Below are 26,403 nucleotides of genomic sequence, written 5' to 3' on the forward strand. Positions count from 1 at the left end.
AAAAGAACGTTCGATAAACAGTAATATAGCTTAAATGGAAAGCAATAAAAAATACTGGAAAGGCTTAGAGGAGTATAAAAACACTCCCGATTTTGTTGAAAACAACAAAAACGAATTTGCTGAGCCCCTTCCAATAGAAGATGTTTTAAATGAAGCAGGGTTGAGTACGGTAACCCCGCGCCGTGACTTTTTAAAAGCTTTAGGCTTCGGCCTGGGAGCGGTAACGCTTGCAGCTTGTCAGACAGCTCCGGTTCATAAATCAATTCCTTATGTCATTAAACCTGAGGATGTAGTTCCGGGTATCCCTAACTACTATGTTTCAAGTTTTAATGGTCAGAGTATTTTGGTGAAAACCAGAGAGGGACGTCCTATTAAAATTGATGCGAATCCTAATGCAGGAGAATTCAACTGCGGTACAGATTCACAGGCACAAGCTTCGGTTTTAGATCTTTATGATGTTTCTAAATTACAGGGTCCTGTATTAAAGGATGATGAGAAAGCAACATGGGCTAAGATTGATGAGTTTGTAAAAGGAGAGCTAAACAAGGCTCAGGCTTCAGGAAAGAAAATCCGTGTGGTTTCCTCTACTGTAAACAGTCCTTCTACAAAAAATGTAATTGCTGACTTCGCTACTGCTTATCCTAATACCAAGCATGTACAATATGATGCAGTTTCTTATACTGGGATTATCAAGGCGAATGAAAATAGTTTTGGTAAAGCAGTAGTTCCTAAATACAGATTTGATAAAGCTGACCTGATCGTAAGTTTCGGTGCAGACTTTTTAGGTACCTGGATCAGCGGTGAAGAATTTACTGCCCAGTACATTGCGAACAGAAATCACAAGTCATTAAAGGCTGGTAAAATGTCACGTCACTTCCAGTTCGAAGCTGGGATGAGTTTAACAGGTACTAACGCAGATACGCGTGTTCCTGTAAAATTATCAGAAGAGGGACCTGCATTAATTACCTTATATAATACCATTACCGGAAATAACTTAGCTGGTGGCGCTTTACCTAATAACGTAACTGCTGATAAAGCAATTAAGCTGGTAGCGAAAGAGCTGGCTCAGAATAAAGGAAAAGCAGTAGTTGTTTCAGGATCAAATGATGTATCTACTCAGATTCTGGTAAATGCGATCAACTCTGCAATTGGCAGCTACGGCACAACGATTGACTTAGACAATCCATGCAAACGTTACGCAGGTAATGATGCAGAATTTGCTGAGTTCATCAATGAAATGAGCAGGGGAGAAGTTGCAGCAGTATTCTTCTTGGATACCAACCCTGGTTATGATGTGGCAAATGCAAAAGCATTCGCTGATGGTTTGGCAAAAGTTCCATTAAAAGTATCTTTCTCTGACCGTAAGGATGAGACTTCTACTTTGTGTGATGTGATTGCGGTTAACCATAACTACTTAGAGTCATGGGGTGATGCCAATGCTTACGAAGGTTCTTACTCTATCGTACAGCCAACCATCAACCCGGTATTCAATACCCGTCAGGCAGAAGAGAGTTTATTGATCTGGTCTGATAACGCGGTTAAAGATTACTATCAGTATGTACGCAACAACTGGGAAAAAAGTATCCTTCCATTATTTGGAAAGAACTGGAAAGAAGTGTTGCAAACAGGTGTGTTTACGGTAGCAGAGAAACCAGCAGGAGCGTATAACTTCAGCTTGTCATTGGCAGCGGTAATTCCTACCATTTTAAATAACAGCAAATCTTTAGCGAAAGACATCGAGTTACAGGTTTACGAAAGTGTACCGATGCGTGATGGTAAACATGCAAACAACGCATTTTTACAGGAATTGCCTGATCCGGTTTCGAAAGTAACCTGGGACAATTACATCGCTATCGCGCCTAAATTCGCTGAGAAATTAGGTTATAAAGAATTCGATATCGTATCTGTGAAAGCGGCAAACGGCTATACTGTTGACTTACCTGTGTTGATTCAACCGGGACAAGCTCAGGGAACTGCTTCGATCGCTTTAGGATATGGACGTACTAAAGTTGGTAAAGCCGGAAATAACGTTGGTCAAAACGCTTTCCCTTTTGTCAGCTTTAGCAATGGTACTTCTAAATATGCTACAACGGTTCAGTTAACAGGAACTGGTCGCAGAGAAGAACTGGCGCAAACACAAACGCACCACTCTTTCGAAGGTAGAAACATCATTCGTGAAGCTACTTTTGCGGAATACAAAAAGAATCCTGCAGCTGGTTCAGGTAATGACCATGCTAAGCATAAAACCTACGATATGTGGGATAAATATGAGAAACCAGGTAACAACTGGGTAATGGCGATCGATCTGAACGCTTGTACTGGTTGTGGTTCTTGTATTGTTGCCTGTAACGTAGAGAATAACATTCCTGTTGTAGGTAAGGACGAGGTTCGTAAGCGCAGAGAGATGCACTGGATCCGTATCGACCGTTACTACAGCTTTAATGTAGAGGGTGAAGCTCATGGTGAGAAAGCAGCTCATGGCGCACATGGTACCGGCATCAATGCGGTGACTAAAGAGAAAGAAATTGCTCATTTAGACAACCTTGATAACGTATCTGTTGTTCACCAGCCGATGCTTTGTCAACATTGCGATCACGCTCCTTGTGAAACCGTTTGTCCGGTATTGGCAACAGTACACTCATCTGATGGTTTGAACCATATGGCTTATAACCGTTGTGTAGGTACCCGTTACTGCGCGAATAACTGTCCGTATAAAGTGCGTCGTTTCAACTGGTTTAACTACTGGAATGATTCCCGTTTCGATAACTACCTGAACAACGAATTTACTCAGCTGGTACTTAACCCTGATGTAACTACACGTTCAAGAGGGGTAATGGAGAAATGTTCGATGTGTATCCAACGTATCCAGGGCGGTAAATTAAAAGCTAAAATTGAGAAACGTCCATTAAAAGACGGAGATATCAAAATGGCTTGTCAGGAAGCATGTTCTGCAAATGCCATCATTTTTGGTGACGCTAATGATCCTGAATCGGAAGTATCTAAAGCATTACGTAGTGAGCGTATTTACTATGTTTTGGAAGAGATCAACGTACAACCGGGTATAGGTTATATGACAAAAATTAGAAACACAGATACAACAGTACAAGCGTAAGCTGATATTAAAGAAAATAAATTATGTCAGGACATAAGGAATCAATATTAAGAGAACCATTAATCACCGGCAATGATATCACGTATGCAAAAATTACGGATGATATTTTAATGCCAGTTGAGAACAAGCCTAATAAGGCATGGTGGATAGGATTTATACTAGCACTTTGCGGAGCCACACTTTGGTTGGTTTCTGTAGGGTATACCTTCTGGTTTGGTATAGGTGCCTGGGGATTAAATAAAACAGTAGGATGGGCATGGGACATCACCGGATTCGTTTGGTGGGTAGGTATCGGTCACGCTGGAACACTAATCTCTGCGGTACTGTTACTCTTCCGTCAGAACTGGAGGAATTCAATTAACCGTTCAGCAGAGGCGATGACGATCTTCGCGGTAATCTGTGCGGCTACGTATGTAGTATCCCACATGGGTAGACCATGGCTGGCTTACTGGGTACTTCCATTACCGAATCAATTCGGATCATTATGGGTGAACTTTAACTCTCCCTTAGTTTGGGATATGTTTGCGATCTCTACTTACTTCTCGGTATCACTATTGTTCTGGTATACAGGTTTACTACCTGATATCGCGACAATCCGTGACCGTGCAACAGGTTTAAGACGTAAGATTTACTCTATCTTCTCTTTCGGATGGTCTGGTAACGTAAAGACCTGGCAACGTTTTGAGGCAGTGTCCTTAATTCTTGCAGGTATCTCTACACCACTGGTACTTTCGGTACACACGATTGTATCGATGGACTTTGCAACCTCGGTAATTCCGGGATGGCATACCACGATCTTCCCTCCATACTTCGTAGCAGGGGCGATCTTCTCAGGATTTGCGATGGTGTTAACCTTATTACTGGTAGCACGTAAAGTATTAGGTCTTGAAAACTACATCACCATGTTCCACATTGAATCGATGAATAAAATTATCATTCTAACGGGATCTATTGTAGGTGTGGCTTATATCACTGAGTTTTTCATTGCCTGGTACTCAGGTTCAGAATACGAACAATACGCTTTCATTAACCGTTCAACCGGTCCATACTGGTGGGCATACTGGATGATGATGACGTGTAACGTAATCTCTCCTCAGTTACTTTGGTTCAAAAAGATCCGTACGAACATTCCTGCAACCTGGATTCTGTCTATCGTTGTGAACATTGGTATGTGGTTCGAGCGTTTCGTAATTATCGTGACTTCATTACACCGTGATTATATTCCTTCAAGCTGGGCGATGTTCTATCCGACATGGGTAGACGTAGGTGTCTTTGTAGGATCTATCGGAGTGTTCTTTACTTTGTTCCTTTTATTCTTAAGGGTATTACCTTCAATCGCGATTGCTGAGGTGAAACTATTACTGAAGAGTGCGAGTGAGCAATCTAAAATGGAGCAGATTAAAGAAGGTCATTTAGATAAGGAGCAAGTTGCGGAATACGTAGAGTCTCTGGAGAAATTTGATAGTGTTAAACAAGAAGAATACGCAAAAATATAACAATGAGTAATATCAAATATATTTTAGGCAGTTTTGGTGATCCTGACGAAATGATGCACGGCATCGAAAAGTTACAGGAAAATAACATTAAGATACATGATGTTTATACACCAATGCCTATTCACGGCATCGAAGCTAAATTAGGGGTCAAAAGATCCAGGTTAGATATTCTCGCTTTCTTTTGCGGGATTACAGGAACCATGTCTGCATTTGCACTGATCTACCTTACTTCGGTAGTAGATTGGAAACATAATATTGGTGGTAAACCAGCTTTAGCACTTCCGGATTTTATTCCGATTATGTTTGAGGTGACGATCCTTTTCTGTGCATTCAGTTTGGTAGGTGCCTATTATGCTTCTACACATTTATTCCCTGGAAGAGCACCAAGAGTGATGGACTTAAGGGCAACAGACGACAGGTTTATTATCGCTATTGATGCAAAAGAAAATGCAGAACATAGTAAGATAGATGGTTTATTAAAAGATGCAGGTGCTCTAGAAATTAAGCACAATGAAAGGAAGTACATTAGCTATGAATAAGAATAAAGTAGTTTTAGCCTCATTTTGTATTCTTGCCAGTGCTGTAATATTTTCAGCATGTAAGGATAAGCAGAGTACAGGTTTAGAATATGCAAGGAACATGTATGATCCGATTGCTTATAACCCGGATCAGCCAAACAAGAACTTTAAGAACGGAGCAACGGCACAAACGCCACCGGCTCATACCGCTCCGGTAGGATTCGATAAATATGATTATCCGAATACTAAGGAAGGTTATGAAGCAGCAGGTGCAGCTTTAGTAAATCCGCTTGCTGCGAATGAGCAGAACCTGATTTCAGGAAAGCATTACTTCACTGTATTTTGTGCTCCATGTCATGGAGAAAAAGGCGACGGACAAGGTCACCTTGTAAAAATCGAAAAGGTGAGTGGTATTCCTTCTTACCATGGCGATGCAACTTCATCACGTGGTGGTAACATGAAAGACCTGAGCGCAGGAAAAATTTACCATACCATTATGTATGGTCTAAACAACATGGGTTCACATGCTTCACAACTGTCTCCTGAAGAGAGATGGAAAGTAGTGATGTATGTTCAACAATTACAAAAAATACAATAGAAAAGCACAAATAAATGGGAACTCACAATTATAATTTAACTGAGCAGTTTGAGTTTACAGGTAAAGCAAAGACCTTAAGCATTGTTGCTATTGCCATTGGGGTATTAGCTATAGGTTATGGCTTTACGGCTAAGGAGCTTCATGAGCGTACTTTTGCCAACCTGTTACTGATGGCTTATTACTTCGCATGTGTTTGCATGTCAGGTGCATTCTTTCTTGCTGTTCAATTTGTAGCACAGGCAGGATGGTCTGCTTCTATACTACGTGTACCTCAGGCTATGGCCAAAACATTACCTATTGCGGTGGTTATTCTGATCGCGGTAATGGCTTTAGGTTTGTATACACACAACTTATATCATCACTGGAATGCTCCGGGTTTAACGGATGTAAACAGTCCTAACTATGATAAATTAATCGACGGAAAGTCAGCCTTTTTGAACGTACCTTTCTTTATGGCACGTCAGGTGATCTTCTTAGGTGTTTATTGTATTTTTGCCGTTCTTCTTGCGAAGTTATCGACAAATGAGGATTTGACAGGAGGATTAAACTCTTACAGAAAAAGCTTTAAATACTCTTGTATATTTTTAGTTATCTATGGTTTCACTACACCAATCTTTGCTTTTGATACGATCATGTCGTTAGAGGCACACTGGTTCTCTACCATGTTCGGCTGGTATAACTTCGCCGCCATGTGGGTAAGCAGTTTAGCAACGATTGCCATCATCATCATCCTGTTGAGAAAAGCAGGTTACATGAGCTGGGTGAACAATAGTCACTTACACAACCTTGGACAGTTTATCTTCGGTTTCTCTATTTTCTGGACTTATGTATGGTTCGCTCAGTTTATGCTGATCTACTATGCAAACATGCCGGAAGAGACTGTATACTTCTACAAAAGGTTCGATCATTACGAATTTTGGTTCTACCTTAACTTAATCCTGAATTTCTTAGCTCCGGTATTGTTATTAATGGACAGAGACAATAAAAGACAGGAAAACATCATGCTGACGGTGTGTATCATCGTATTGTGTGGTCACTGGGTTGATTATTACCAAATGATTATGCCTGGAACGGTCGAAGAACACCATGCATTTGGTATTATTGAGATCGGAACAGCCGTAGGTTTTGTAGGATTGTTTACCTTTACCGTTTTAAGAGCATTAAGTAAACAACCTTTGATCGCCAAGAACCACCCGTTCTTACAGGAAAGTTTGAATCATCACTTGTAATAGGTGATCTTAATACAGTAAATAAAATAATAGTATAATAGAAGTACAGCGTTACTACTTTTAAGGAAATGAGTTTAAGAAAATTTATAAGTAACAAAACAATAGCGGCACTAGCAGTGATTCTAACTGCATTTGCAAGCAATAGCGCATTTGCACAGGCTGCCGGCGCTGCCGCTGAAACCGTCGCCAAACCTGTTGATATGGGTCCGGTTTATAAAACGGTTATATTTTATACCATGGCATTTCTACTGCTTTGCTTATTCATAGCAATCATTGGAAAAGCATTAAAGGTATATGAATTGACCCGTGAGGCTCAAGACAAACCGAAAGGCATCAACTGGAATACGGTAAACGGCGTATTGTTCGCATTATTCCTTATTGTAGGTTTATACGGAGTATATTGGGAATATACGGTTCATGGAAAGATGATCCTTCCGGAAGCAGCATCAGAGCATGGTAAGAAAATTGACCAGATGTTTAACATCACGTTGATCATTACGACTATCGTGTTTATCGCGACGCATATCATCCTTTTTGCTTTTGCTTATTTCTATAAAAACACCGGAAAAAGAAAAGCGTATTACTATCCACATAATAATGCTTTAGAGCGTATCTGGACAATTGTTCCGGCATTGGTTCTAACCGTATTGGTATTAATGGGTTTCCTTACCTGGAGATCAATTTTCTACAAGATCGAAGATCCTAATAACAAGCCTTTAAGTATTGAGATCACTTCATCTCAGTTTTCATGGGCGATCCGTTATCCGGGAGCTGATGGTATTGTAGGGGTAAAGAATTACAAGCTGATCAATGGAGTTAACCAGTTGGGTATTGATTTTAAAGACAAAAACACTTTAGATGACCAGACTGCTGATGAGATGGTAATTCCTGTGAACAAACCGGTTCGTTTGATTTTGACAAGTAAAGATGTATTACATAGTTTCTACATGCCACACTTCAGGATTCAATTGAATACGGTACCAGGTATGACTTCGTACTTTGAGTTTACGCCAACCATCACTACTGAAGAGATGAAAGCGAAAACCAATGATCCTAAGTTTGCTTACTTATTCTTATGTGCTAAGATTTGTGGTGAAGGTCACTACAAGATGCAGAAAGAAGTAAGGGTTGTTTCACAAGCAGAGTATGAGGCTTGGGTTAAAAAGCAAGGAACTTATTTAACTGACGATTTGAGAAAAGAATTTAACCTGCCTGTAACTGCAGCACCGGCACCAGCTGCAGCTAAACCAGCAGATAGCGTAGCAAAAGATACTTCTGCAGTTAAAACAAATCAATTAGCTTTAAAAAAATAATAATACTGGAATAGCACATTATGTCAACTATATCATTACACGATACACATAACCACGATAGCCATGATGATCATGGGCATCACAAAGAGACCTTCTTAACGAAGTATGTCTTTAGTCAGGATCACAAAATGATCGCTAAGCAGTTCCTGATAACAGGTATTATTATGGCTGTTATTGCGATGGGCTTGTCTATCCTATTTCGTTTGCAACTGGCCTGGCCGGATACAAACTTCCCTATCCTGGAAACATTCCTTGGAACATGGGCAGAAGGCGGAAGAATCAAACCTGATTTCTATCTGGCACTGGTAACGATACATGGTACCATCATGGTATTCTTTGTATTGACAGCTGGTCTGAGTGGTACTTTCAGTAACTTATTAATTCCTCTTCAGATCGGAGCAAGGGATATGGCGTCGCCATTCCTGAACATGTTATCTTACTGGTTCTTCTTTGGAGCCTGTGTGATTATGATGAGCTCTTTCTTTATCCAGACAGGTCCGGCAAGTGCGGGATGGACAGTATATCCTCCGTTATCTGCTTTACCAACTGCGATTAAAGGTTCTGCATTAGGTATGACTTTATGGTTGATCAGTATGATCATGTTTGTTGCTTCCTCTTTAATGGGTGGTATCAACTATGTGAGTACAGTATTGAACATGCGTACTAAAGGAATGGATCTTTGGAAAATGCCATTGACGATCTGGGCGTTCTTCTTAACCGCCATCTTAGGTATCTTATCTTTCCCTGTACTTGTTGCGGGGGTGGTACTCTTAATCTTTGACCGTAGTTTCGGAACAAGTTTCTACCTTTCTGATATTGTTATGGGTACTCAGGTATTGCCTAACGAAGGTGGTTCCCCAATCCTGTGGCAACATTTATTCTGGTTCCTTGGTCACCCGGAGGTATATATTGTAATTATGCCGGCTTTGGGTATCTCTTCTGAGGTCATTTCAGTAAACTCAAGAAAACCGATCTTTGGTTACCATGCGATGATTTATTCATTGATCGGTATTACCGTATTGTCATTTATCGTTTGGGGTCACCACATGTTTGTGACGGGTATGAACCCGTTATTGGGTGGGGTATTTATGATCACCACATTGATTATTGCTGTTCCTTCAGCGGTTAAGACTTTCAACTATCTGGCTACTTTATGGAGAGGTAATATCAAATTTACGCCTGCGATGTTATTCGCAATCGGTTTGGTATCTTTCTTCATCTCTGGTGGTTTGACCGGTATCTTCTTAGGTAATGCTTCCCTGGATATCAACTTACATGATACTTATTTCGTTGTTGCCCACTTCCACTTAGTAATGGGTTCTGCTGCGATCTTTGGTATGCTTGCAGGTGTATATCACTGGTACCCTAAAATGTTCGGTAGAATGATGAACAGCAAACTGGGATACCTTCACTTCTGGTTGACCTTTATCTCTGCTTACCTGGTATTCTTCCCGCTTCACTTCTTAGGTTTAGATGGTGTACCTCGTCGTTACTATGCATTCACTGAGTTTGAGTTTATGCAGAAATGGTTAACAGTGAACGTATTTGTTACCTGGGCAGCAATTATCGGTGCATTGGCACAGGTAGCTTTCTTATGGAACTTCTTCTATAACATCTTTAAAGGTAAAAAAGCTCCTCAGAATCCTTGGGAAGCCAATACTTTAGAGTGGACTACACCAGTAGAACATTTACATGGTAACTGGCCGGGAGAAATCCCAACAGTATACCGTTGGCCATATGATTATAGCAAACCAGGTTCGGAAGCGGATTTCATTCCTCAGACGGTACCTTTCTCTCAGACCATGTCTTCAAACATGCCTCATGATTTTGAAGGTAACACTGAATCTGAGCGTATACAAAGAGAGTGGGAAGCTAAAAACGTTCCTGCAACAGAAAAGTTAGACTAATACATCGTATTCTAAAATACACAATGGGGTATCTGCAGTAGGTAAATACTTACAACAGATGCCCCATTTTTCTTAAACACACACCATGGTTCCTAAATCTGAAAAGAGATTTATCAGGCTAAACCTCATCACCATCATTGTCACCTTATTGCTGATTCTGGCAGGGGGAATCGTACGTAGTACTGGTTCAGGCATGGGCTGTCCGGATTGGCCGAAATGTTTCGATCAGTATATTCCACCAACGTCAGCATCACAGTTGCCCGCAGACTATAAAGAAAAGTATGTCGCGGAACGACTTGCGAAAAATGAACGTTTTGCAAAGACGCTGGAAAAAATGGGAAAGGCACACCTTGCAGACAGCATCAGACATGATGAATCGATCTTAACACATGAACCTTTTAATGTGGCGAAAACATGGACGGAGTATTTGAACCGTTTAATGGGAGCAATCACAGGGTTTTTGTTATTGGGTCTGGTTGTTTATGCTTTTGCTTATCGTAAGGCCGCAAAAAGAATTTTGGTGTTGAGTATCCTGAATGTGATCATTGTTGGTTTCCAGGCCTGGTTGGGTTCTATTGTGGTCTCCACAAACCTGATGCCCTGGATTGTAACGGTACACATGTTGCTGGCACTCGTAATTCTGGCTATTCTGGTGTATACTTATAACTATGCCATACAGATGCAGAAAGAGACGACTGTGATCATGTCGAATATTGTCTGGCTGAAGGTATTGGCATTGGTTTCTGTAGCATTCAGTACGCTTCAGATTGTGTTGGGTACAGAAGTAAGGGAAGCTATAGATGCGATTGCAAAAGGAATGATGTATAATGACAGGGGCAGTTGGGTGAGTAAAGTAGGTGCAACCTTTTCTTATCACCGGGATGTAGCCGTATTGGTACTGATCATCAACCTGGTAATTTATAAGATCGTAAAAGACAAGTTCAATGGAAAAGCAACAGCTTTAAGAGTTGGTAATGCAATTGCCATAGTTTTGATCATTCAGCTCTTAACAGGCTTATTATTATCTAACTTTGCACTGCCTCCATATGCACAGGCATTACACATATTGTTCTCTACGGTATTATTTACCTTACAGTATTACCTGTACCTGTTGGTGTACAGAACAGACACTTACAATCAGTAGTATTAATTATATATAAATTGAAACAGTTTTTAGCAGATTTCTCTAAGCTCATTAAATTCAGATTAACATTTCTGGTTGTATTTTCTGCATCAGTTACGTTTTTAATAGGCTCCAAAGTACCAATCAATGGGGTAAGCCCGGATATAAACTGGATGAACTGGCTGATCTTAATTATTGGTGGTTTCCTGGTAACTTCTGCAGCGAATTGCTTTAATGAGGTGATTGAAGTGGATCTGGATAAATTAATGACCAGAACTAAGGACCGTCCAATGCCTTCAGGTCATATGACAACCGGACAAGGTTTGGTTTCAGGACTGGTTATGGGATTGCTTGGAACCTGGTTACTTGGAAAATTAAATATCGAAACGGGATTACTTTCTGTATTCTCTATCTTTTTATACGCATTTGCCTATACTCCATTGAAAAGGAAGTCGCCGATAGCGGTGATTGTTGGCGCGATTCCAGGGGCTTTACCTCCGCTGATCGGTTATGTAGCTGCACACGGAAAGATAGACCAGATTGCAGTCATTCTTTTTCTGATTCAGTTTGTATGGCAGCTGCCACATTTCTGGGCGATTGCCTGGGTGCTGGATGATGATTATAAAAAAGCGGGATTCCGTCTTTTACCGACAACAAAAAGAGATAAGATCAGTGGATTTATTACTTTTCTGAGTACGCTGGTATTGATTCCGGTTAGTTTAATGCCAACCTTTTATGGTTTTGGCGGATATTATATTGCAGGGGTGTCCCTCCTTGCCGGGCTCGTGTTTGCGTGGCTGGCGTTTAAAATGTGGATGGATCTGGAGGTTGCGAGTGCAAGAAAGGTGATGTTTTGCTCTTTCTTTTACCTGCCTATTGTTCAGTTGGTTTTATTGTTTGATTTTATAGCTTAATAATTTAAATATGGTACATACGTTAAAAGAGCAGGATGTAAAATATGGTGAGGAGTTAAACACAAAGCCGAAGAAGTTTATTCTTTGGTTGTTTGTGGTATCTTCGACGATCATGTTTGGGGGCTTTACGAGCTTTTACATCGTATTCGCAGCATCAAAAGGTAAAGGTCATGGATTGGTACTTCCGGACGCCTTTATGTACAGTACATTAATCCTGATTGGCAGCAGCATCTGTCTTTTTCTGGCCGCAAAGGCACTGAAAGCAGGAAATATCGGATCTCAGAAAGTCCTGTTGTGGGGAACTATGGTTCTTGCGCTTGTTTTTGGTTATCTTCAGGTAGATGCCTGGAGTGCTTTATTCCAGACAGGGGCAACCTTAGTGAACAATAACGCAGCAATATCTTTAATTTATATTGTTTCTGGATTTCACTTATTGCACATTTTTGGAGGACTTTGTTTTATCTTGAATTGTTTATTTGGCGCTTATGGTAAAATACCAACGGCAAAGGCTAAATACAGGATGGAAATTGCTTCTATATTTTGGCATTTTATAGATATATTATGGATATATCTGTATGTTTTTTTACTTTTGAACAGTTAGATTTGTTAACAAACTATTACAATTTATAAAATGAATTCATTATCACAATTAGATCAGGTAAAAACTACTCCTTGGAGCGGCGGTCGCTCACCGTGGTCGGTAGAGTACGGTAAAATAATGATGTGGTTTTTCTTGCTTTCTGATGCATTCACATTCTCTTCATTATTGGTTTATTATGGAGCTCAGCGTTTCACTAAATTAACCTGGCCAGATCCGGATTTGGTTTTTCAATCTATTCCTGGAATAATGGACCACGGTGCGCCATTAGTGTTTGTGGGTATCATGACTTTTATTTTGATCATGAGCTCTGTGACAATGGTATTAGCTGTAGAAGCAGGACACAGACGTTCTAAGAAGGAAGTAATCTGGTGGATGGTTGCAACGATCATCGGTGGATTCATGTTCCTTGGTTGTCAGGCTTTAGAGTGGACACACTTATTCCATGAAGGATTCGGATGGGGAAAAATTCCTCCAATGGAGACCTTAAAACATTTGTTTACAGGTGAGGTTTCGACCGTATCTGCACAGCAGTTTTCAAACCTGTTCTTTACCATTACCGGATTTCACGGATTTCACGTATTTAGTGGGGTAATTATCAATATCATCATCCTGTGTATGACCATTAATGGTACGTTCGAAAAACGTGGACATTACCTGATGGTAGAAAAAGTTGGTTTATACTGGCACTTCGTAGACCTTGTATGGGTATTCGTATTTACATTCTTCTATTTAGTTTAATCATTCAAAAAAAAATATTATGTCAGAGCACGCACATACAGAAGAGCATGGACACGGCGAACATGCCGGCTTAACCAAGAAAAAAATATGGCAGGTATTTGGTATCCTTTTACTGATCACAGTAATTGAGTTTATCATCGCCCTTGTGATATTGCCAAAAGGCTTAATGAGCCATGGTGTTGGTAATTTCTTATACATCGCACTTACTTTATTAAAAGCATTTTATATTGTGGCTTATTTCATGCACTTAAAGTATGAGAAGCTGGGTTTACAATTGTCATTAACCGTATCATTTATTTTTATTCTCTATTTTATAACATTAATGCTGATTGAAGGCGGTTACCTGCATCTTCACATGCCCCTTGTTTAATGAAGAGTTCCCAAATAAAAAAAATATTAATCCTGGTCACCATTTTAGCGGTACCAGGATTTTTATATTATTTGCTACAGGACAAAGGTAAAAACCGTTATAAGCCATTGCCTTTTTTCGGTCCTAAAGAAGTAGCAAAAACCTTTCATTCGGTTCGTGGAAAACAAATTCCGGATACGATTTATCACCTGGTACCTGATTTTAAACTAGTCAACCAGCAGGCAGATACGGTCAACTGGAAAAGCTACGAAGGAAAGATATTAATCCTGAACCTGTTTTATACCACAGGGAATACCTATTCTGTAAATTTCGCTAATAAGGCCATGAAGGCTTTTGAAGCCACCTATGCGAATAATAAGACTGTTAATTTCGTGGGTTTAAGCATAGATCCATCCAGGGATACGCCTAAAGTGTTGTCTGATTATGCGGCCGGCCTTGGAGCTAAACCTGGTAAATGGGACTTGCTGACTGGCGATAGCGCTTCAGTTTATAACCTGATCAATAAAGGGTTGTTTATTGATGCACACCGGGAGTTACAGAATGGTGAGCAGAAGTTTGTATATAGCAATATGTTTGTATTGCTGGATCCTCAGCGTCGCATTCGTGGATATTATGAAGCAACCAGTCAGGAAGCATTATCTAAACTGGACGATGAGATCAAAGTTCTGATCACTGAAGAATTAAGAAATAATAAAGACGGGAGGTAGGTCCTCCCATAATACCTGATAAGATGAATGATAAGTTTTTTTTACGCTTAGTGTGGATTGTTACAGCTGTAGTGCTGACTGTTGTTATTGCGTTAAAGCTTGTTCCACCGCCAACCACTAAACCTTCTTTCATTTATCTGTTGCCTCATATTATTGGGGGAATTAATGCCACTTGTTCTGTGTTACTGATCATCTCCCTGATCTTTATCCGCAAGGGGAATATTAAAGCGCATAAAATCACAAATATCATCACCTTTATCTTATCGGCTATATTTTTAGTTTTTTATATCCTGTTCCATTTATATGAGAAGGATACTAAGTTTGGCGATATAGATCATAATGGAGTTTTATCTGTGGCAGAGCTTGCCGCTGTGGGGAGTACGAGATATATCTATTTCTTCATTCTGGCCACACACATTATTCTTGCTGTGGTGGTATTGCCGTTAATCCTGGTGAGCTTCTACAGAGGCTTAAATATGCAGGTCGCGCTTCATAAAAAAATCGTTCGCTGGTCTTATCCTGTTTGGTTGTATGTGGCCGTTACGGGGGTTATAGTCTACTTAATGATTTCTCCTTACTATAACTTTTAATTATCACAAGGGTTATTTTATTTAGCCTTATTCTTTAAATTTTTCGACAGTATTTCTGATAAAATCTATTGGAGGCAATAATAATTTTATTTTATCATCAATAATTCCTTCTTAAATCATATTTTAGAGCTATTAACGTAATAATTTCGATTTTATTCAAATTATTCTAATTGGTTAGGAGTGTGATGAGTGCTAGAAAATCGATAGATGTAATTTCAGGGAATGATCTGCTTTTACTTATTGAGGATAACAATAAGGATGCATTCACTGACTTTTATTCTCATAATTTTAGAAAATTAATTCTTGTATCTGATAAGTATGTTCAGGGGGTTCCTGCTGCAGAAGAAATCGTGCAGGATGTTTTTCTGAAGATATGGGAGGAAAAGGAATTGTTATCGGAGATCAAATCCATCAAAGCATATTTATACAGGAGCGTAGTGAATGCCTCAATAAATTTTGTAAATCGTCAAAAGAATATTGAAAAGCATCATCTTAAAATTGCAGATCATGTTATTACTGATGATACCGAACGACATGATGAGGAGAATGAGCTGATTACACTTCTTTATGATGAAATTGAGCTCTTGCCGGAAAAATGCCAGAAAGTTTTCAAGCTAAGCAGGCTGGAAGGGTTGAAATACCGGGACATTGCCCTGCAATTGAATATTTCTGAAAAAACAGTAGAAAATCACATGGGAAATGCACTTAAAATCCTGAGAAGTCGTGTTTCTAAAGCCGCAGAGCAGAGTCCTGTGAAAAAGAAATTTAAATATTTCTATCTTTTAGCCGTGTATTTATACTAAGGCTCCCTCCCGTTGGGGATATTAAGCAAATATTATTTTTTATTCATATAATGACTAGGGGTTTTTAGTCACCCGTTTGTCTTATATACAAACCTAACCGAATTGCAAGACAAACTAACCTTTCAGGATATGATCCTGAAGCACTTCAATGAACCAGAGAATCAGATTTTAGCGGCAGAGGTCAATCAATTGAGAATCCTTTCTGAAGAAAATGAGATTTATTTTCAGCAGACCAAGAGAATATGGGAGACATCCGCCGAAACAAAACGGTTGGAAGGGATTGATGTACGAAAATCTGTAAGTTCTTTCAGGGCACGCCTTGATGAGGCTACTTATATTGAACCTAGAAGACTTTTTAGCTGGACTAAGGTTGCAGCTGCTGCAGTGGTAGTTATTGCAGTAGGAATCTGGATATACAGTAAAGAGACAGCGGTAAATTATATCGTTAAGAATACGAGCTCAGCTATTGATTCAGTATTACTGAATGATGGCTCAAAAGTGATCCTGGCAGCAAACAGTACAATTCGCTATCCTGAAAAGTTTACTGATGATCTCAGGCCATTAGACTTATTGAAAGGGAAAGCCTTTTTCCTGGTTGCCAAGGATTCAAAACGGCCTTTTGAAGTCGCCATTGGTAATTCTACCGTAAAAGTTCTAGGAACTTCATTTAATATCAATTATTCTGAAAGCAGTATTGACTTATCTGTGAAAACGGGAAAAGTAATGTTTACTCCTAATGAAAAAAGTAAACCTTCCATTTTAGAAGCAGGGCAGGGACTTAATTACCGGTATGTGGAAAATACTTTACAGATGAATAAGGATGACAATGCTGCAGCCTGGTTTACAAAGGAGTTGCGCTTCGTAGATACCCCACTTGATGAGGTATGCAGGCAATTGAGCGAATACTATAATGTACGTATTGAACTACATGACCAGAAGCTTACGGCAAAGAAATTCAATGCCAATTTTAAAAATACAAGTCTGGAGGAAGCATTAACCGCGCTGAAAGAGACTTATTCTATAAACATAAAACTAGCAGATCAGAAAATTATCATCAAGAGCTTATAATCAACTAATAAACCAATCAACTAATAATTTATGGAGAAAAACTACCAAAGAAAATTGCGGAAATTGAAGTACGGCCTCAGGGCTTTATTGTTCTTCAGTTTCTTCTGTTTTTCATTTGCTAAGGCTGATGAAGTGCAAAAGAGCGCAATTAAGACAGAGAGATTAGAAAACTATCTAAGAACAATAGAGGATGCTTACAAAGTAAGTTTTGTTTATGACGCTACTCAGATTAATAAAGAAATGAGTATTGATGTTCCAGTTAAATTGATCTCCATCAAATCAGATCTTGAACCCTTAAAGGTAAAAGGTATTAACTACAATATTGTAGGTAAGCAAGTTATCTTGAAAAAGGTAGTGGTTGCTGTTATTGCACGCAAAGATATCGTGGTAAAAGGGACGGTTCGTGCCAAGAAAGACAATGATTTTTTGCCAGGTGTTAGCGTTCGTGAAAAAGGGGTTTCAAATGGGGTCTCTACGAATGGAAATGGCGAATATCAAATCAAAGTTAAGGATGGCGCTACCCTTGTATTTACTGCTATCGGTTACAAAACTGAAGAAGCGGTTGTAGGAGGAAGAACGGCAATCAATATTGTTCTTGAAGAAGATATCAGCCAACTAAAAGAGGTGACGATTTCTACAGGGTATCAAAACCTGAATAAGAAATTGTTTACCGGTGCTGCGACCAGCATAAAGGGATCGGATGTAAAGCAAGACGGTATCACTGATGTGAGCAGGATGTTGGAAGGCCGTGTTGCGGGGGTTTCTGTACAGAATGTATCCGGAACGTTTGGTGCTGCACCTAAAATCAGGGTTCGTGGTGCAACTTCCATTACTGGTGAAAACAAACCACTCTGGGTAATAGATGGAGTAATTTTAGAAGATGTGGTGAACATTTCTAATGAGCAATTGTCTACGGGAGATGCCACCACTTTAATCGGATCTTCTGTTGCGGGAATTAATGCGGATGATATTGAAAGCTTTAATATTCTGAAAGATGCAGCTGCGACGGCACAATACGGAGCAAGGGCGATGAACGGGGTTGTGGTTATTACCACAAAAAAAGGAAGAGTAGGAAGTCCGGTAATTAATTATACTGGTAACTTTTCTACATTCTTGAAACCTACTTACGACAATTATAACATCATGAACTCTGCTGATCAGATGTCAATATACGGTGAATTGGATCGTAAAGGCTGGTTGAATCACTCAAGTACTTCCCGGAGTGCAGATGGAGGTGTGTTTTCAAAAATGTATCAACTGATCAATACCTATGATGCTACAACCGGATCTTTTGGGTTGGCGAATACACAGGAAGCAAAAGAAGCATTCCTGACAAAGTATGCAAGAGCAAATACCGACTGGTTTGACGAATTGTTTAAAAATTCCCTGATGCAGGAGCATTCCATCAGTATATCTACCGGAACAGAAAAATCTCAGATGTATTTTTCTACCAGTTTTCTTGATGACAATGGTTGGGCAAAGGGAAATGGTGTACAAAGGTACACGGCTAATTTAAATGCTAATTTTAAGTTTTCTGAAAAGTTATCTGCCAATATCATTACCACAGGGGCAATTCGTGATCAGACTGCTCCGGGAACCGTTGGTCGTGTGAGTACTCCTGAACAAGGGAAATACTCCAGGGACTTTGACATTAACCCATTTAGTTATGCATTGAATACCAGTCGTACGATGACTGCTTACGATGAAAGCGGAAACAGGGAATCGTTCACAAGAAACTATGCTCCTTTTAATATCCTTACGGAGTTAGAAAATAACCGTATTGAATTGAGCATGTTGGATTTCAAATTACAGGGAGGCCTGAAGTATGAAATCACAAAGGATTTAAAATATGATGTCCTTGGTTCACTTCGTTATGTAAAAACCGGCAGGGAGCATAAAGTATATGAAAATTCAAACATGGCCAATGCCTATCGTGCTGCGGGTGATTCTCATATTCAGGAGAACAACCGTTTCCTGTATAGAGATCCGCTGAATTCAGCCGCTCAGCCTGTTGTAGTATTGCCATATGGTGGTTTCTATAATACAACCGATGACTTTTTGAAAGCTTATCTGGTTAGAAACGCGTTGGAATATAATAAAACGATCAATGAGGATCACCTCATCAACGTTTATGCTTTCCAGGAAATGCGGATTGCAAACCGTCAAAACAAGTCAAATATAGGCTACGGTTATCAGTATGATAAAGGTGGAGTTGCTTTTATAGATCCCCGTGTGATACAACAAGCAGTACAAAATAATTTGCCTTATTACACTGCAACTAATGAGTTCGATCGTTTTGCCGCATTCATGGCGCGTGCAGCTTATTCTTATAAAGGTAAATATTCCTTTAATGCTACAGCCCGATATGATGGATCTAACCAGTTGGGGGACTCTCCAACAGCAAGATGGCTGCCTACCTGGAACGTTTCAGGTGCATGGAACATCGACACTGAGGATTTCATGAAAAAGCAAACAGCAATCAACAGATTGACACTTCGTGGTACTTATGGTCTTACTGCAAGTTTAGGATCAGCAACAAACTCGAGTTTGATTTTAAGAAATGCAAGTACATTACGTCCTTATTCATCTGAAATCGAGTCGGTAATGAACCTTGAAGCTTTGGAAAATTCTGAACTTACCTGGGAGAAGCAATATGAAACAAATATTGGTTTAGATGCAGGATTTTTTAATGAAAAGTTCACTTTATCCCTTGATTTATATAACAGGAATGGTTTTGATCTGATCAGTCCTATCCGTACTTCAGGTATTGGTGGACAGCCTAAAAAGAGTGTGAATTATGCCGATATGAAATCTCAAGGTATAGAACTTGCTTTAGGAGCTACGATCTTTAATACCAAAGATTATGGATGGAGAACCAGTTTCAATTTTGGCTACAATAAAAATAAAGTGACCAGCCTGAAAAGTGAACCGAATATCTTTGAATTGGTGGGTGCCGATGGAGGCCCAAAAGAAGGATATCCTTACAGAGGATTGTATTCACTTGATTTTAAAGGTTTGAGAAACAAAGATGGTATGCCTGAATTCTTAAATGAAAAAGGACAAGTGAGCAGAGCGGTAGATTTAGTTAGTGACCAGACCCAATACCTGAAATATGAAGGTGCTATTGATCCTAAGCTAACCGGTGGTTTTTATAACCAGTTCCGTTATAAAGCATTTACTTTATCTGCATTGGTTACCTTCTCTGCGGGAAATAAGGTAAGACTTAATCCAATGTTTAATGCCAATTATTCGGATTTAGATGCTTCGCCTCTTGAATTTAAAGATCGCTGGACATTGCCTGGAGATGAATTGATCACAAATGTTCCCTCTATAATTGACCGGGCTGCCTATAATGAGGTTGCTCAAGATGCAGCTTTCCCTTATAATAATTATAATTACTCTTCAGTTCGCGTAGCAGATGGTGGTTTTATCAGGTTAAAACAAATATCTTTAAGCTATAACATGCCTAAGAATATTTTGTCTTCAATCGGAGCAAGTAACGCTTCTGTCAGCTTGGTAGGGAATAACTTCTGGTTGATTTACTCAGATAAAAAACTGAACGGACAGGATCCTGAGTTTTTCTCTTCAGGTGGGGTTGCATTGCCAATACCTAAGCAATATACCCTGTCATTAAAAATTGGCTTTTAATTAAACAAGGAAACAAAATGAAAAAATATAATATACATATACTTTTATCAGCGCTATTTCTTTCTACCACCCTTTCAGGATGTAAGAAATTCTTAGAACATCAGCCTGATAACAGAACGACCTTAAATACACCTGAGAAAGTCGCAGAGCTTTTAGTTGCGGCATATCCAAGAGCAAGTTACATCACGTTTATTGAGGCAATGTCAGACAATGTGGAGGATAAAGGAACAACTGAAATTAACCTTGTAAATAGCCGTCCATGGAATTATGAAGATCAGCTGGATATCATTGAAGATACTCCGAATTTTTATTGGAATGCTTGCTATACTGCAATTGCAGCAGCTAACCATGCCCTCGAAACCATTGAGAAAGCATCAAATCCAGCTGCTTATTCTGCGAGTAAAGGGGAGGCCCTGGTTGCCCGTGCTTACAGTCATTTTATGCTGGTTTCTTTATTTTCGAAAACTTATAATAAAGCTACAGCAGAGTCCGATCCTGGTATTCCGTACGTGACTACACCCGAAAGAACCCCTGAAGGAACTTACGAGCGTAAAACAGTGGCTTATGTTTATGACATGATAGAAAAAGATTTACTGGCTGGTTTACCTTTAATTAAAGACAATACCTACCGGATTCCAAAATTTCATTTTACAAAAGTTGCGGCAAATGCTTTTGCCACCAGATTTTATCTCTTCAAGAAGGATTATCCAAATGTCGTTAAATTTGCCAATGATGCTTTTCCAACAAGTGGAATCTCTACTTATCTGAGACCAGCCAACACGACTTACTTTGCATTTGGAAATAACTTCTATGATATACAAGCGCTTTATACTAAATCAGAAGATCCGGGAAATTTATTGCTTGCAGAGGCTAATTCTAAATGGGGTGACAGATATCCAGGTTATAGATATGGATTGGGAAATACCCTTAACGGGCAGGTTTTAGGTTCACTTAATCCAGTGGGTGCTGAATTATATAGGGTTGTGTTTGGTGCTCAGCCGGAGTTCTACAATGTGCCAAAATTCAGGGCCTATGAAATTAAAGAGAGCATTAGCGCAGTAACAGGTAAGCCATTTATGGTTATCCCCTTGTTGAGCACTGAAGAAGTATTATTCAACAGGGCAGAAGCAAACGTGATGTTGGGACAGTTTCCTGCAGCAATTGCTGATTTGAATGTTTATCTATCGAAACGTATAGCATCTTATAATCCGATACAACATAATTTCACATTGGCTAAAGCAACTACTTTTTATGCCGGAAAGAGTGCTACGGATGCATTGATTGAGTCGATTCTTGATTACAAAAGACAGGAATATATTCATGAAGGGTTGAGGTGGTTTGATATACTGAGACACAACAGACCAGTTACCCATACTTCCTTTAAAGGAGATAAGAGAGTTACTTATGCCGCCAATGATCCGCGCAGAGTACTTCAGATACCAAGGGAGACAGGCTCTGTTGGATTGGCTCCAAATCCACGTTAGTTGCTTTAATTTAAACGGAAATTATTATGAAAATTATAAAACAAATAGCCTATTGTTTAGGCATCGTCTTAATGATCACTTCTTGTAAGAAGAGTGAGGACTTAAGTCAGACTGTAGTGGGACTAGGCGGAGATACCTGGACAAAAGGTCCCATTGATAAATATATTGCCGATAACTTCACTACACCATACAATATCGAGGTAAAGTATAAATGGGATCGTTCTGAATTCAACATGATTAAGGACATTGTTCCTATTAAGGAGGAAATGGTGATTCCGGTAATGGATGCGGTAAAGAAAATATGGATTGACCCATATATTGACATTGCAGGAGAAACATTTATTAAAAGTTATTCTCATAAACAATTTGTTTTGGCAGGTAGTCCGGAGTATAATTCGAATGGTACCATTACTTTAGGAACTGCTGAAGGCGGAAGAAAAGTTGTTTTGTTTGTGTTGAATAAATTTGACAGAAACAACGCACCCGAAATTAAACGTATGCTAAAAACGATCCATCATGAATACGGCCATATTCTGAATCAGAATATCATGTTCAGTCCTGATTATCAAAGGATAACCCCTAATGGGTATACTGCGACCTGGTTTAACTTTACTGATGAGGTCGCTTATCCATTGGGCTTCATTACCAGTTATGCGAGAGCTGCTCCGGGTGAAGATTTCGTGGAGATGGTGGCAGTGATGTTAACCAATGGAAAATTAGGCTATGAAGCGATTGTAAGAGCGCAATCAGCAGCAGCACAGGCACAATTAAGAGCTAAAGAGGCCATCGTTGTAAATTATTACAAACAAGCCTGGGGTATTGATTTTTATCGCTTAAGAGATAGGACACAATATGCCATTAACGATTATTCTACGCCAACTCCATTAACCAACTATCTTGGTTTTAATAAAGCATTTACCAATATCAATAACAACCCTGATAAGGTTAAAGGAATGTCCGCTGATTTTGTTAAAGCTTTTGAGGATGTAAAAGCCACCTTTGCTAAGGACCTGGTAGTGGATGAACTGGATGATATCTCCTTGTATTTTGGTGGGATTACCGGAACAACAGCTACAAGAGCAATTTTGAGACTCGTTACTCATGACAATGCAGGTGGCCCCTATAACTCTGACTTTATTTATAATGTTACTGTTAATAGTGTAACGGGTCAGATTGATTTTGGAACAATGGTTGCTCCCATAGCTGGAAGTAATGCTGAGTTCTATGCTCCTTTTGTAACCCCATTGACAAGTTATTTTACCAATACCAAATTCCAGTCTGGCAACTTCTACAGCGCGGATAAAAAGACGGAATATGGTGGATTGAAGAAAATTGCCAACCCTGACTCGTTTACATTTGGCCCGGTTAATTAAACAGGATAAAGAAATTAAAATATGAAAAAATATATATACGGCTTACTTATTCTGGGATCCTTTGCAGGATGCAGTAAAAGTGAATTCGAGTCGAAATTAGGAAACCCTGATGAACGCTTAAGCGAGCAGGCAAAGGTTTATCAGACACAATTGGCAGGAGCTCAATATGGATGGAAAGCTTTTTTAGCGACAAAAGGACAAGAAGTTTATACCTTCACACTGAAATTTGATGAAAAGAATCGGGTGACCATGATTTCAGATGTGACGGGCCAAGCCGCAACTCCTGCGACAAGCTCCTATCGTTTAAAATCTATGCAACAACCAACACTGTTGTTTGATACCTATTCTTATATCCATATTCCGGTAGATCCTGATCCGGGAACTAATGGAGGAACAGCAGGTGAGGGAAGATCTTCAGACTTTGAGTTTATTTTTAAATCTGCCTCTGCGGACACCATCAAAATGGAAGGTACTTTTAACAATAGCGAGTTGTTATTGGTTCGTTTAAAAACACAGGAAGAGGCTGATCAGGTTTTACCCGCAGTCAACTCCCTGGTTGAAAACCTAAATAAGATTAAAACCTATTTTAAAAGGTTAAGTTATAATGGAGCAGAATATGAAGCAAGTATTGATGCTGCTGCGAAGAGTTTTACTGTAACGAGTATTACGGCTGGAGTGAAGACTTCGGAAACGTCATTGTTCTATATTGACGGTCCTAAAATGATTTTCTTCAAGCCATTAAAGATTGGTAATACTGCAATTACAAATGTACAGGATCTGGTTTACGAACCTACCACCGGTGCAATAAATGGATCTTCTGGTGGTAAACCATTGATTTTCAAAGAGGCGATAGCACCACTTGAGTATGACAAGACGGCGGCCGATAGGTTTGCTGCAAATGTGGATAGACAATGGCGTTCTTCAGGTGGATTTACAAAGGATGGAGTTCCTGACTACCTGGGCCTTCGGTCAATTCCTGGTTATAGAAACATCATTTATTGGATGAATACCTCAGCATTGGGAGCTCCTAACAGAGACCTGTTCGGTATTGTCAGGACGCAAATTGATTATTATTCTACGTATGCGTTGCCTAAACCGGAAATTAATAATGGCATCATGAAGTATGTACAAATTACAGGAGTAGCCGGAGCAGGATCTGCACCCTACAATGCTGAACCGATTAAAACTAAGGTAACCACGTTTATAAACAATTTTAAAATCCCGCAGGGCTTCTATGTGATTCAGGCAAGAGACGGAGTTTTTGATCTTGTGAGTGCGGCAGATGCCAGGTTATGGATACAGTTTCAATAATAACATTTAGTTTATTGTATTAATACCCCCCCCTTTATTAAGGCCGGCAGACTTAGGTTTTCCGGCCTTTTTTATGTGATATTTTTTACAATACGAAGTCGCTTTTCTCTAAGCTTCTTTCCTTATATTTGCAGGATGAAAAAGATAGCTTTTGTCTTCCTTTTTATGGTTTTATTGGTCACCTCCAATATTCCATCTGCTAATGCACAGTGCGCCATGTGTACCGTTAGTGCTGAGCAAAGTGTTAAAAATGGAAATACACAAGGAAAGGGCCTGAACACCGGAATTATCTACCTTCTGGCGATTCCTTACCTGTTAATTACAGGAATGGGGATTTTATGGTATGTAAAGTTTCGTAAGAAAAATACAGATCAGGTATTTAACATTTCAGAATAAGTTTCAAACAGCCTTCCTGCACCTTCGCGGGTTTTTGATAGATATGGAAAGAACATCAAAGTTGTATGCACTTGTGCATGGTAAATGCCCACAGTGTCGCAGAGGCGATATCTTTACCGGAAGTCTCTATGGGTTCAATATACAACGTACGAATACGGTATGTGATCATTGCGATTTTCGCTTTGAGATAGAGCCTGGATATTTTTATGCAGCGATGTATGTCAGCTATGCGATGAACTGCGCAGAGATGATCTCCCTTGGGGTTGCTGCTTATATCTTATCCGGGGGCTGGCTGGAATTTGAATCTTTCTGGTTATACATCACTGTGATCTTCTCCGGCTGTTTGATCTTGGCCCCATTTAACTATCGCTATTCCCGCGTGATTTTATTACATTGGCTATCACCAAAAATTAAGTACAACGCCTATTACGATAAGCTATGATTAAACCAGAAACACTCGCTTTTATAACAGATGTAGCTCAGAATAATACCCGTGAATGGTTTGCGGAAAATAAAGCCAGATACGAAACTGCGAAAGATGATGTATTGGCATTTGTAGATCAGCTGATCCCAATGCTGGCTGCAGTTGACCCTGAATTTTCTATAGATACCCCTGCAAAAAAATGCCTGCTTCGCATTTACAGGGATGTACGGTTCAGTAAAAACAAAGATCCTTACAAGAACAATTACGGAATTTCTTTTAACGTGAAGGGAAAAGGAATTCCTGATCCTGGTTATTATCTTCATATCCAGCCAGGAGAATGTTTTTTTGGTGCAGGCTTCTGGATGCCCGAAGCTCCTGTCCTTAAAAAGATCAGGGAAGAAATTGATTACAATACTTCTGAATTTCTGGAGATCATACATGCTAAAAGCTTTGAAAGCACGTTTAAATTGAGTCAGGATGATAAACTGAAGAATGCCCCAAAGGGATATGAAGTAGACCATCCTCAGATAGACCTTTTAAAATTGAAAAGCTTTATTGCTGTTTACCCCTTAAAAGACGAAGATTTTCTGAAACCGGAAATCGTTGATCAGTTAAAGACAGCTTTTGAGAACGTTTATCCCTTTATCTTATTTTTAAGAAATGCCGTAGCGCAATAGTTA

General features: G+C 39.5%; 23 protein-coding genes. All 23 read left to right on the forward strand.

Translation table 11 applies throughout. The annotated features are described in order from the left end of the window. The first annotated feature begins 34 nt into the window (after positions 1 to 34). On the forward strand, positions 35 to 3,112 hold the full coding sequence (locus BUC20_RS15700) for a TAT-variant-translocated molybdopterin oxidoreductase (RefSeq protein WP_073232042.1): 3,078 nt from the start codon (positions 35 to 37) through the stop codon (positions 3,110 to 3,112). 23 nt (positions 3,113 to 3,135) lie between these two features. After that, positions 3,136 to 4,608 carry an NrfD/PsrC family molybdoenzyme membrane anchor subunit gene (nrfD, locus tag BUC20_RS15705; RefSeq protein WP_073232043.1) on the forward strand — a complete coding sequence of 491 codons (1,473 nt, stop codon included), beginning with the start codon at positions 3,136 to 3,138 and terminating at the stop codon, positions 4,606 to 4,608. A 2-nt stretch (positions 4,609 to 4,610) separates the two neighbouring features. Beyond that, positions 4,611 to 5,147, forward strand: a complete 537-nt coding sequence (locus BUC20_RS15710; RefSeq protein WP_073232044.1) for a DUF3341 domain-containing protein — start codon at positions 4,611 to 4,613, stop codon at positions 5,145 to 5,147. Then, positions 5,140 to 5,724 (forward strand): c-type cytochrome, encoded by a 585-nt coding sequence (locus BUC20_RS15715; RefSeq protein WP_234994529.1) that lies wholly within the window; start codon positions 5,140 to 5,142, stop codon positions 5,722 to 5,724. Before BUC20_RS15710 ends, BUC20_RS15715 begins: the two co-directional genes overlap by 8 nt. A gap of 14 nt (positions 5,725 to 5,738) precedes the next feature. Beyond that, positions 5,739 to 6,953, forward strand: coding sequence for a quinol:cytochrome C oxidoreductase (locus tag BUC20_RS15720; protein WP_073232046.1), 1,215 nt, complete (start codon positions 5,739 to 5,741; stop codon positions 6,951 to 6,953). A gap of 68 nt (positions 6,954 to 7,021) precedes the next feature. Beyond that, entirely contained in the window at positions 7,022 to 8,266 is a 1,245-nt protein-coding gene (locus tag BUC20_RS15725; protein WP_073232047.1) for a cytochrome c oxidase subunit II, read from the forward strand. 20 nt (positions 8,267 to 8,286) lie between these two features. Beyond that, complete coding sequence (locus BUC20_RS15730) at positions 8,287 to 10,173, forward strand: cytochrome c oxidase subunit I (protein WP_200800966.1); 1,887 nt, start codon at positions 8,287 to 8,289, stop codon at positions 10,171 to 10,173. A gap of 85 nt (positions 10,174 to 10,258) precedes the next feature. Beyond that, positions 10,259 to 11,317, forward strand: a complete 1,059-nt coding sequence (locus BUC20_RS15735; RefSeq protein WP_073232049.1) for a COX15/CtaA family protein — start codon at positions 10,259 to 10,261, stop codon at positions 11,315 to 11,317. Positions 11,318 to 11,334: 17 nt separating this feature from the next. Beyond that, the gene (gene cyoE / locus BUC20_RS15740; RefSeq protein ID WP_073232050.1) at positions 11,335 to 12,210 is read left to right on the forward strand and encodes a heme o synthase; all 876 of its coding nucleotides are present in this window, start codon (positions 11,335 to 11,337) and stop codon (positions 12,208 to 12,210) included. A gap of 10 nt (positions 12,211 to 12,220) precedes the next feature. Beyond that, positions 12,221 to 12,811 carry a cytochrome c oxidase subunit 3 gene (locus BUC20_RS15745; RefSeq protein ID WP_073232051.1) on the forward strand — a complete coding sequence of 197 codons (591 nt, stop codon included), beginning with the start codon at positions 12,221 to 12,223 and terminating at the stop codon, positions 12,809 to 12,811. A 30-nt stretch (positions 12,812 to 12,841) separates the two neighbouring features. Beyond that, positions 12,842 to 13,549, forward strand: a complete 708-nt coding sequence (locus BUC20_RS15750; protein ID WP_073232052.1) for a cytochrome c oxidase subunit 3 — start codon at positions 12,842 to 12,844, stop codon at positions 13,547 to 13,549. A 19-nt stretch (positions 13,550 to 13,568) separates the two neighbouring features. Continuing rightward, complete coding sequence (locus BUC20_RS15755) at positions 13,569 to 13,919, forward strand: cytochrome C oxidase subunit IV family protein (protein ID WP_083252017.1); 351 nt, start codon at positions 13,569 to 13,571, stop codon at positions 13,917 to 13,919. Further along, positions 13,919 to 14,626 (forward strand): SCO family protein, encoded by a 708-nt coding sequence (locus BUC20_RS15760; RefSeq protein WP_073232053.1) that lies wholly within the window; start codon positions 13,919 to 13,921, stop codon positions 14,624 to 14,626. Before BUC20_RS15755 ends, BUC20_RS15760 begins: the two co-directional genes overlap by 1 nt. A gap of 23 nt (positions 14,627 to 14,649) precedes the next feature. Next, positions 14,650 to 15,216: a DUF420 domain-containing protein gene (locus BUC20_RS15765; RefSeq protein ID WP_073232054.1), complete on the forward strand. Its 567-nt coding sequence runs from the start codon at positions 14,650 to 14,652 to the stop codon at positions 15,214 to 15,216. 185 nt (positions 15,217 to 15,401) lie between these two features. After that, entirely contained in the window at positions 15,402 to 16,019 is a 618-nt protein-coding gene (locus BUC20_RS15770) for an RNA polymerase sigma-70 factor (protein WP_073232055.1), read from the forward strand. Positions 16,020 to 16,148: 129 nt separating this feature from the next. After that, entirely contained in the window at positions 16,149 to 17,087 is a 939-nt protein-coding gene (locus tag BUC20_RS15775) for a FecR family protein (protein ID WP_073232056.1), read from the forward strand. A 30-nt stretch (positions 17,088 to 17,117) separates the two neighbouring features. After that, the gene (locus tag BUC20_RS15780; RefSeq protein ID WP_073232057.1) at positions 17,118 to 20,735 is read left to right on the forward strand and encodes a SusC/RagA family TonB-linked outer membrane protein; all 3,618 of its coding nucleotides are present in this window, start codon (positions 17,118 to 17,120) and stop codon (positions 20,733 to 20,735) included. Between the two features lie 17 nt (positions 20,736 to 20,752). Further along, entirely contained in the window at positions 20,753 to 22,219 is a 1,467-nt protein-coding gene (locus BUC20_RS15785; RefSeq protein ID WP_073232058.1) for a RagB/SusD family nutrient uptake outer membrane protein, read from the forward strand. 26 nt (positions 22,220 to 22,245) lie between these two features. After that, positions 22,246 to 23,592 carry a zinc-binding metallopeptidase gene (locus BUC20_RS15790; RefSeq protein WP_084528950.1) on the forward strand — a complete coding sequence of 449 codons (1,347 nt, stop codon included), beginning with the start codon at positions 22,246 to 22,248 and terminating at the stop codon, positions 23,590 to 23,592. 21 nt (positions 23,593 to 23,613) lie between these two features. Then, positions 23,614 to 24,903, forward strand: coding sequence for a DUF4302 domain-containing protein (locus BUC20_RS15795; RefSeq protein ID WP_073232060.1), 1,290 nt, complete (start codon positions 23,614 to 23,616; stop codon positions 24,901 to 24,903). Between the two features lie 135 nt (positions 24,904 to 25,038). Then, entirely contained in the window at positions 25,039 to 25,299 is a 261-nt protein-coding gene (locus tag BUC20_RS15800) for a hypothetical protein (protein WP_073232061.1), read from the forward strand. A gap of 43 nt (positions 25,300 to 25,342) precedes the next feature. Continuing rightward, a complete protein-coding gene (locus tag BUC20_RS15805) occupies positions 25,343 to 25,741 on the forward strand; it encodes a DUF983 domain-containing protein (protein ID WP_073232062.1) in 399 nt (132 codons plus the stop codon). Further along, positions 25,738 to 26,400 (forward strand): DUF2461 domain-containing protein, encoded by a 663-nt coding sequence (locus BUC20_RS15810; protein ID WP_073232063.1) that lies wholly within the window; start codon positions 25,738 to 25,740, stop codon positions 26,398 to 26,400. The genes BUC20_RS15805 and BUC20_RS15810 overlap by 4 nt, the downstream gene beginning before the upstream one ends. Positions 26,401 to 26,403: the final 3 nt, after the last annotated feature.

This window comes from Pedobacter caeni, from assembly GCF_900129215.1.
In the GTDB taxonomy this organism is placed as follows: Bacteria; Bacteroidota; Bacteroidia; order Sphingobacteriales; family Sphingobacteriaceae; genus Pedobacter; species Pedobacter caeni.

Excerpts from the sequence above, each read along its gene's own strand:
- BUC20_RS15700 (WP_073232042.1), top strand. The coding sequence starts at position 35 with ATGGAAAGCAATAAAAAATACTGGAAAGGCTTAGAGGAGTATAAAAAC.
- nrfD (WP_073232043.1), top strand. The coding sequence starts at position 3,136 with ATGTCAGGACATAAGGAATCAATATTAAGAGAACCATTAATCACCGGC.
- BUC20_RS15710 (WP_073232044.1), top strand. The coding sequence starts at position 4,611 with ATGAGTAATATCAAATATATTTTAGGCAGTTTTGGTGATCCTGACGAA.
- BUC20_RS15715 (WP_234994529.1), top strand. The coding sequence starts at position 5,140 with ATGAATAAGAATAAAGTAGTTTTAGCCTCATTTTGTATTCTTGCCAGT.
- BUC20_RS15720 (WP_073232046.1), top strand. The coding sequence starts at position 5,739 with ATGGGAACTCACAATTATAATTTAACTGAGCAGTTTGAGTTTACAGGT.
- BUC20_RS15725 (WP_073232047.1), top strand. The coding sequence starts at position 7,022 with ATGAGTTTAAGAAAATTTATAAGTAACAAAACAATAGCGGCACTAGCA.
- BUC20_RS15730 (WP_200800966.1), top strand. The coding sequence starts at position 8,287 with ATGTCAACTATATCATTACACGATACACATAACCACGATAGCCATGAT.
- BUC20_RS15735 (WP_073232049.1), top strand. The coding sequence starts at position 10,259 with ATGGTTCCTAAATCTGAAAAGAGATTTATCAGGCTAAACCTCATCACC.
- BUC20_RS15745 (WP_073232051.1), top strand. The coding sequence starts at position 12,221 with ATGGTACATACGTTAAAAGAGCAGGATGTAAAATATGGTGAGGAGTTA.
- BUC20_RS15750 (WP_073232052.1), top strand. The coding sequence starts at position 12,842 with ATGAATTCATTATCACAATTAGATCAGGTAAAAACTACTCCTTGGAGC.
- BUC20_RS15755 (WP_083252017.1), top strand. The coding sequence starts at position 13,569 with ATGTCAGAGCACGCACATACAGAAGAGCATGGACACGGCGAACATGCC.
- BUC20_RS15760 (WP_073232053.1), top strand. The coding sequence starts at position 13,919 with ATGAAGAGTTCCCAAATAAAAAAAATATTAATCCTGGTCACCATTTTA.
- BUC20_RS15765 (WP_073232054.1), top strand. The coding sequence starts at position 14,650 with ATGAATGATAAGTTTTTTTTACGCTTAGTGTGGATTGTTACAGCTGTA.
- BUC20_RS15770 (WP_073232055.1), top strand. The coding sequence starts at position 15,402 with ATGAGTGCTAGAAAATCGATAGATGTAATTTCAGGGAATGATCTGCTT.
- BUC20_RS15775 (WP_073232056.1), top strand. The coding sequence starts at position 16,149 with ATGATCCTGAAGCACTTCAATGAACCAGAGAATCAGATTTTAGCGGCA.
- BUC20_RS15780 (WP_073232057.1), top strand. The coding sequence starts at position 17,118 with ATGGAGAAAAACTACCAAAGAAAATTGCGGAAATTGAAGTACGGCCTC.
- BUC20_RS15785 (WP_073232058.1), top strand. The coding sequence starts at position 20,753 with ATGAAAAAATATAATATACATATACTTTTATCAGCGCTATTTCTTTCT.
- BUC20_RS15790 (WP_084528950.1), top strand. The coding sequence starts at position 22,246 with ATGAAAATTATAAAACAAATAGCCTATTGTTTAGGCATCGTCTTAATG.
- BUC20_RS15795 (WP_073232060.1), top strand. The coding sequence starts at position 23,614 with ATGAAAAAATATATATACGGCTTACTTATTCTGGGATCCTTTGCAGGA.
- BUC20_RS15800 (WP_073232061.1), top strand. The coding sequence starts at position 25,039 with ATGAAAAAGATAGCTTTTGTCTTCCTTTTTATGGTTTTATTGGTCACC.
- BUC20_RS15805 (WP_073232062.1), top strand. The coding sequence starts at position 25,343 with ATGGAAAGAACATCAAAGTTGTATGCACTTGTGCATGGTAAATGCCCA.
- BUC20_RS15810 (WP_073232063.1), top strand. The coding sequence starts at position 25,738 with ATGATTAAACCAGAAACACTCGCTTTTATAACAGATGTAGCTCAGAAT.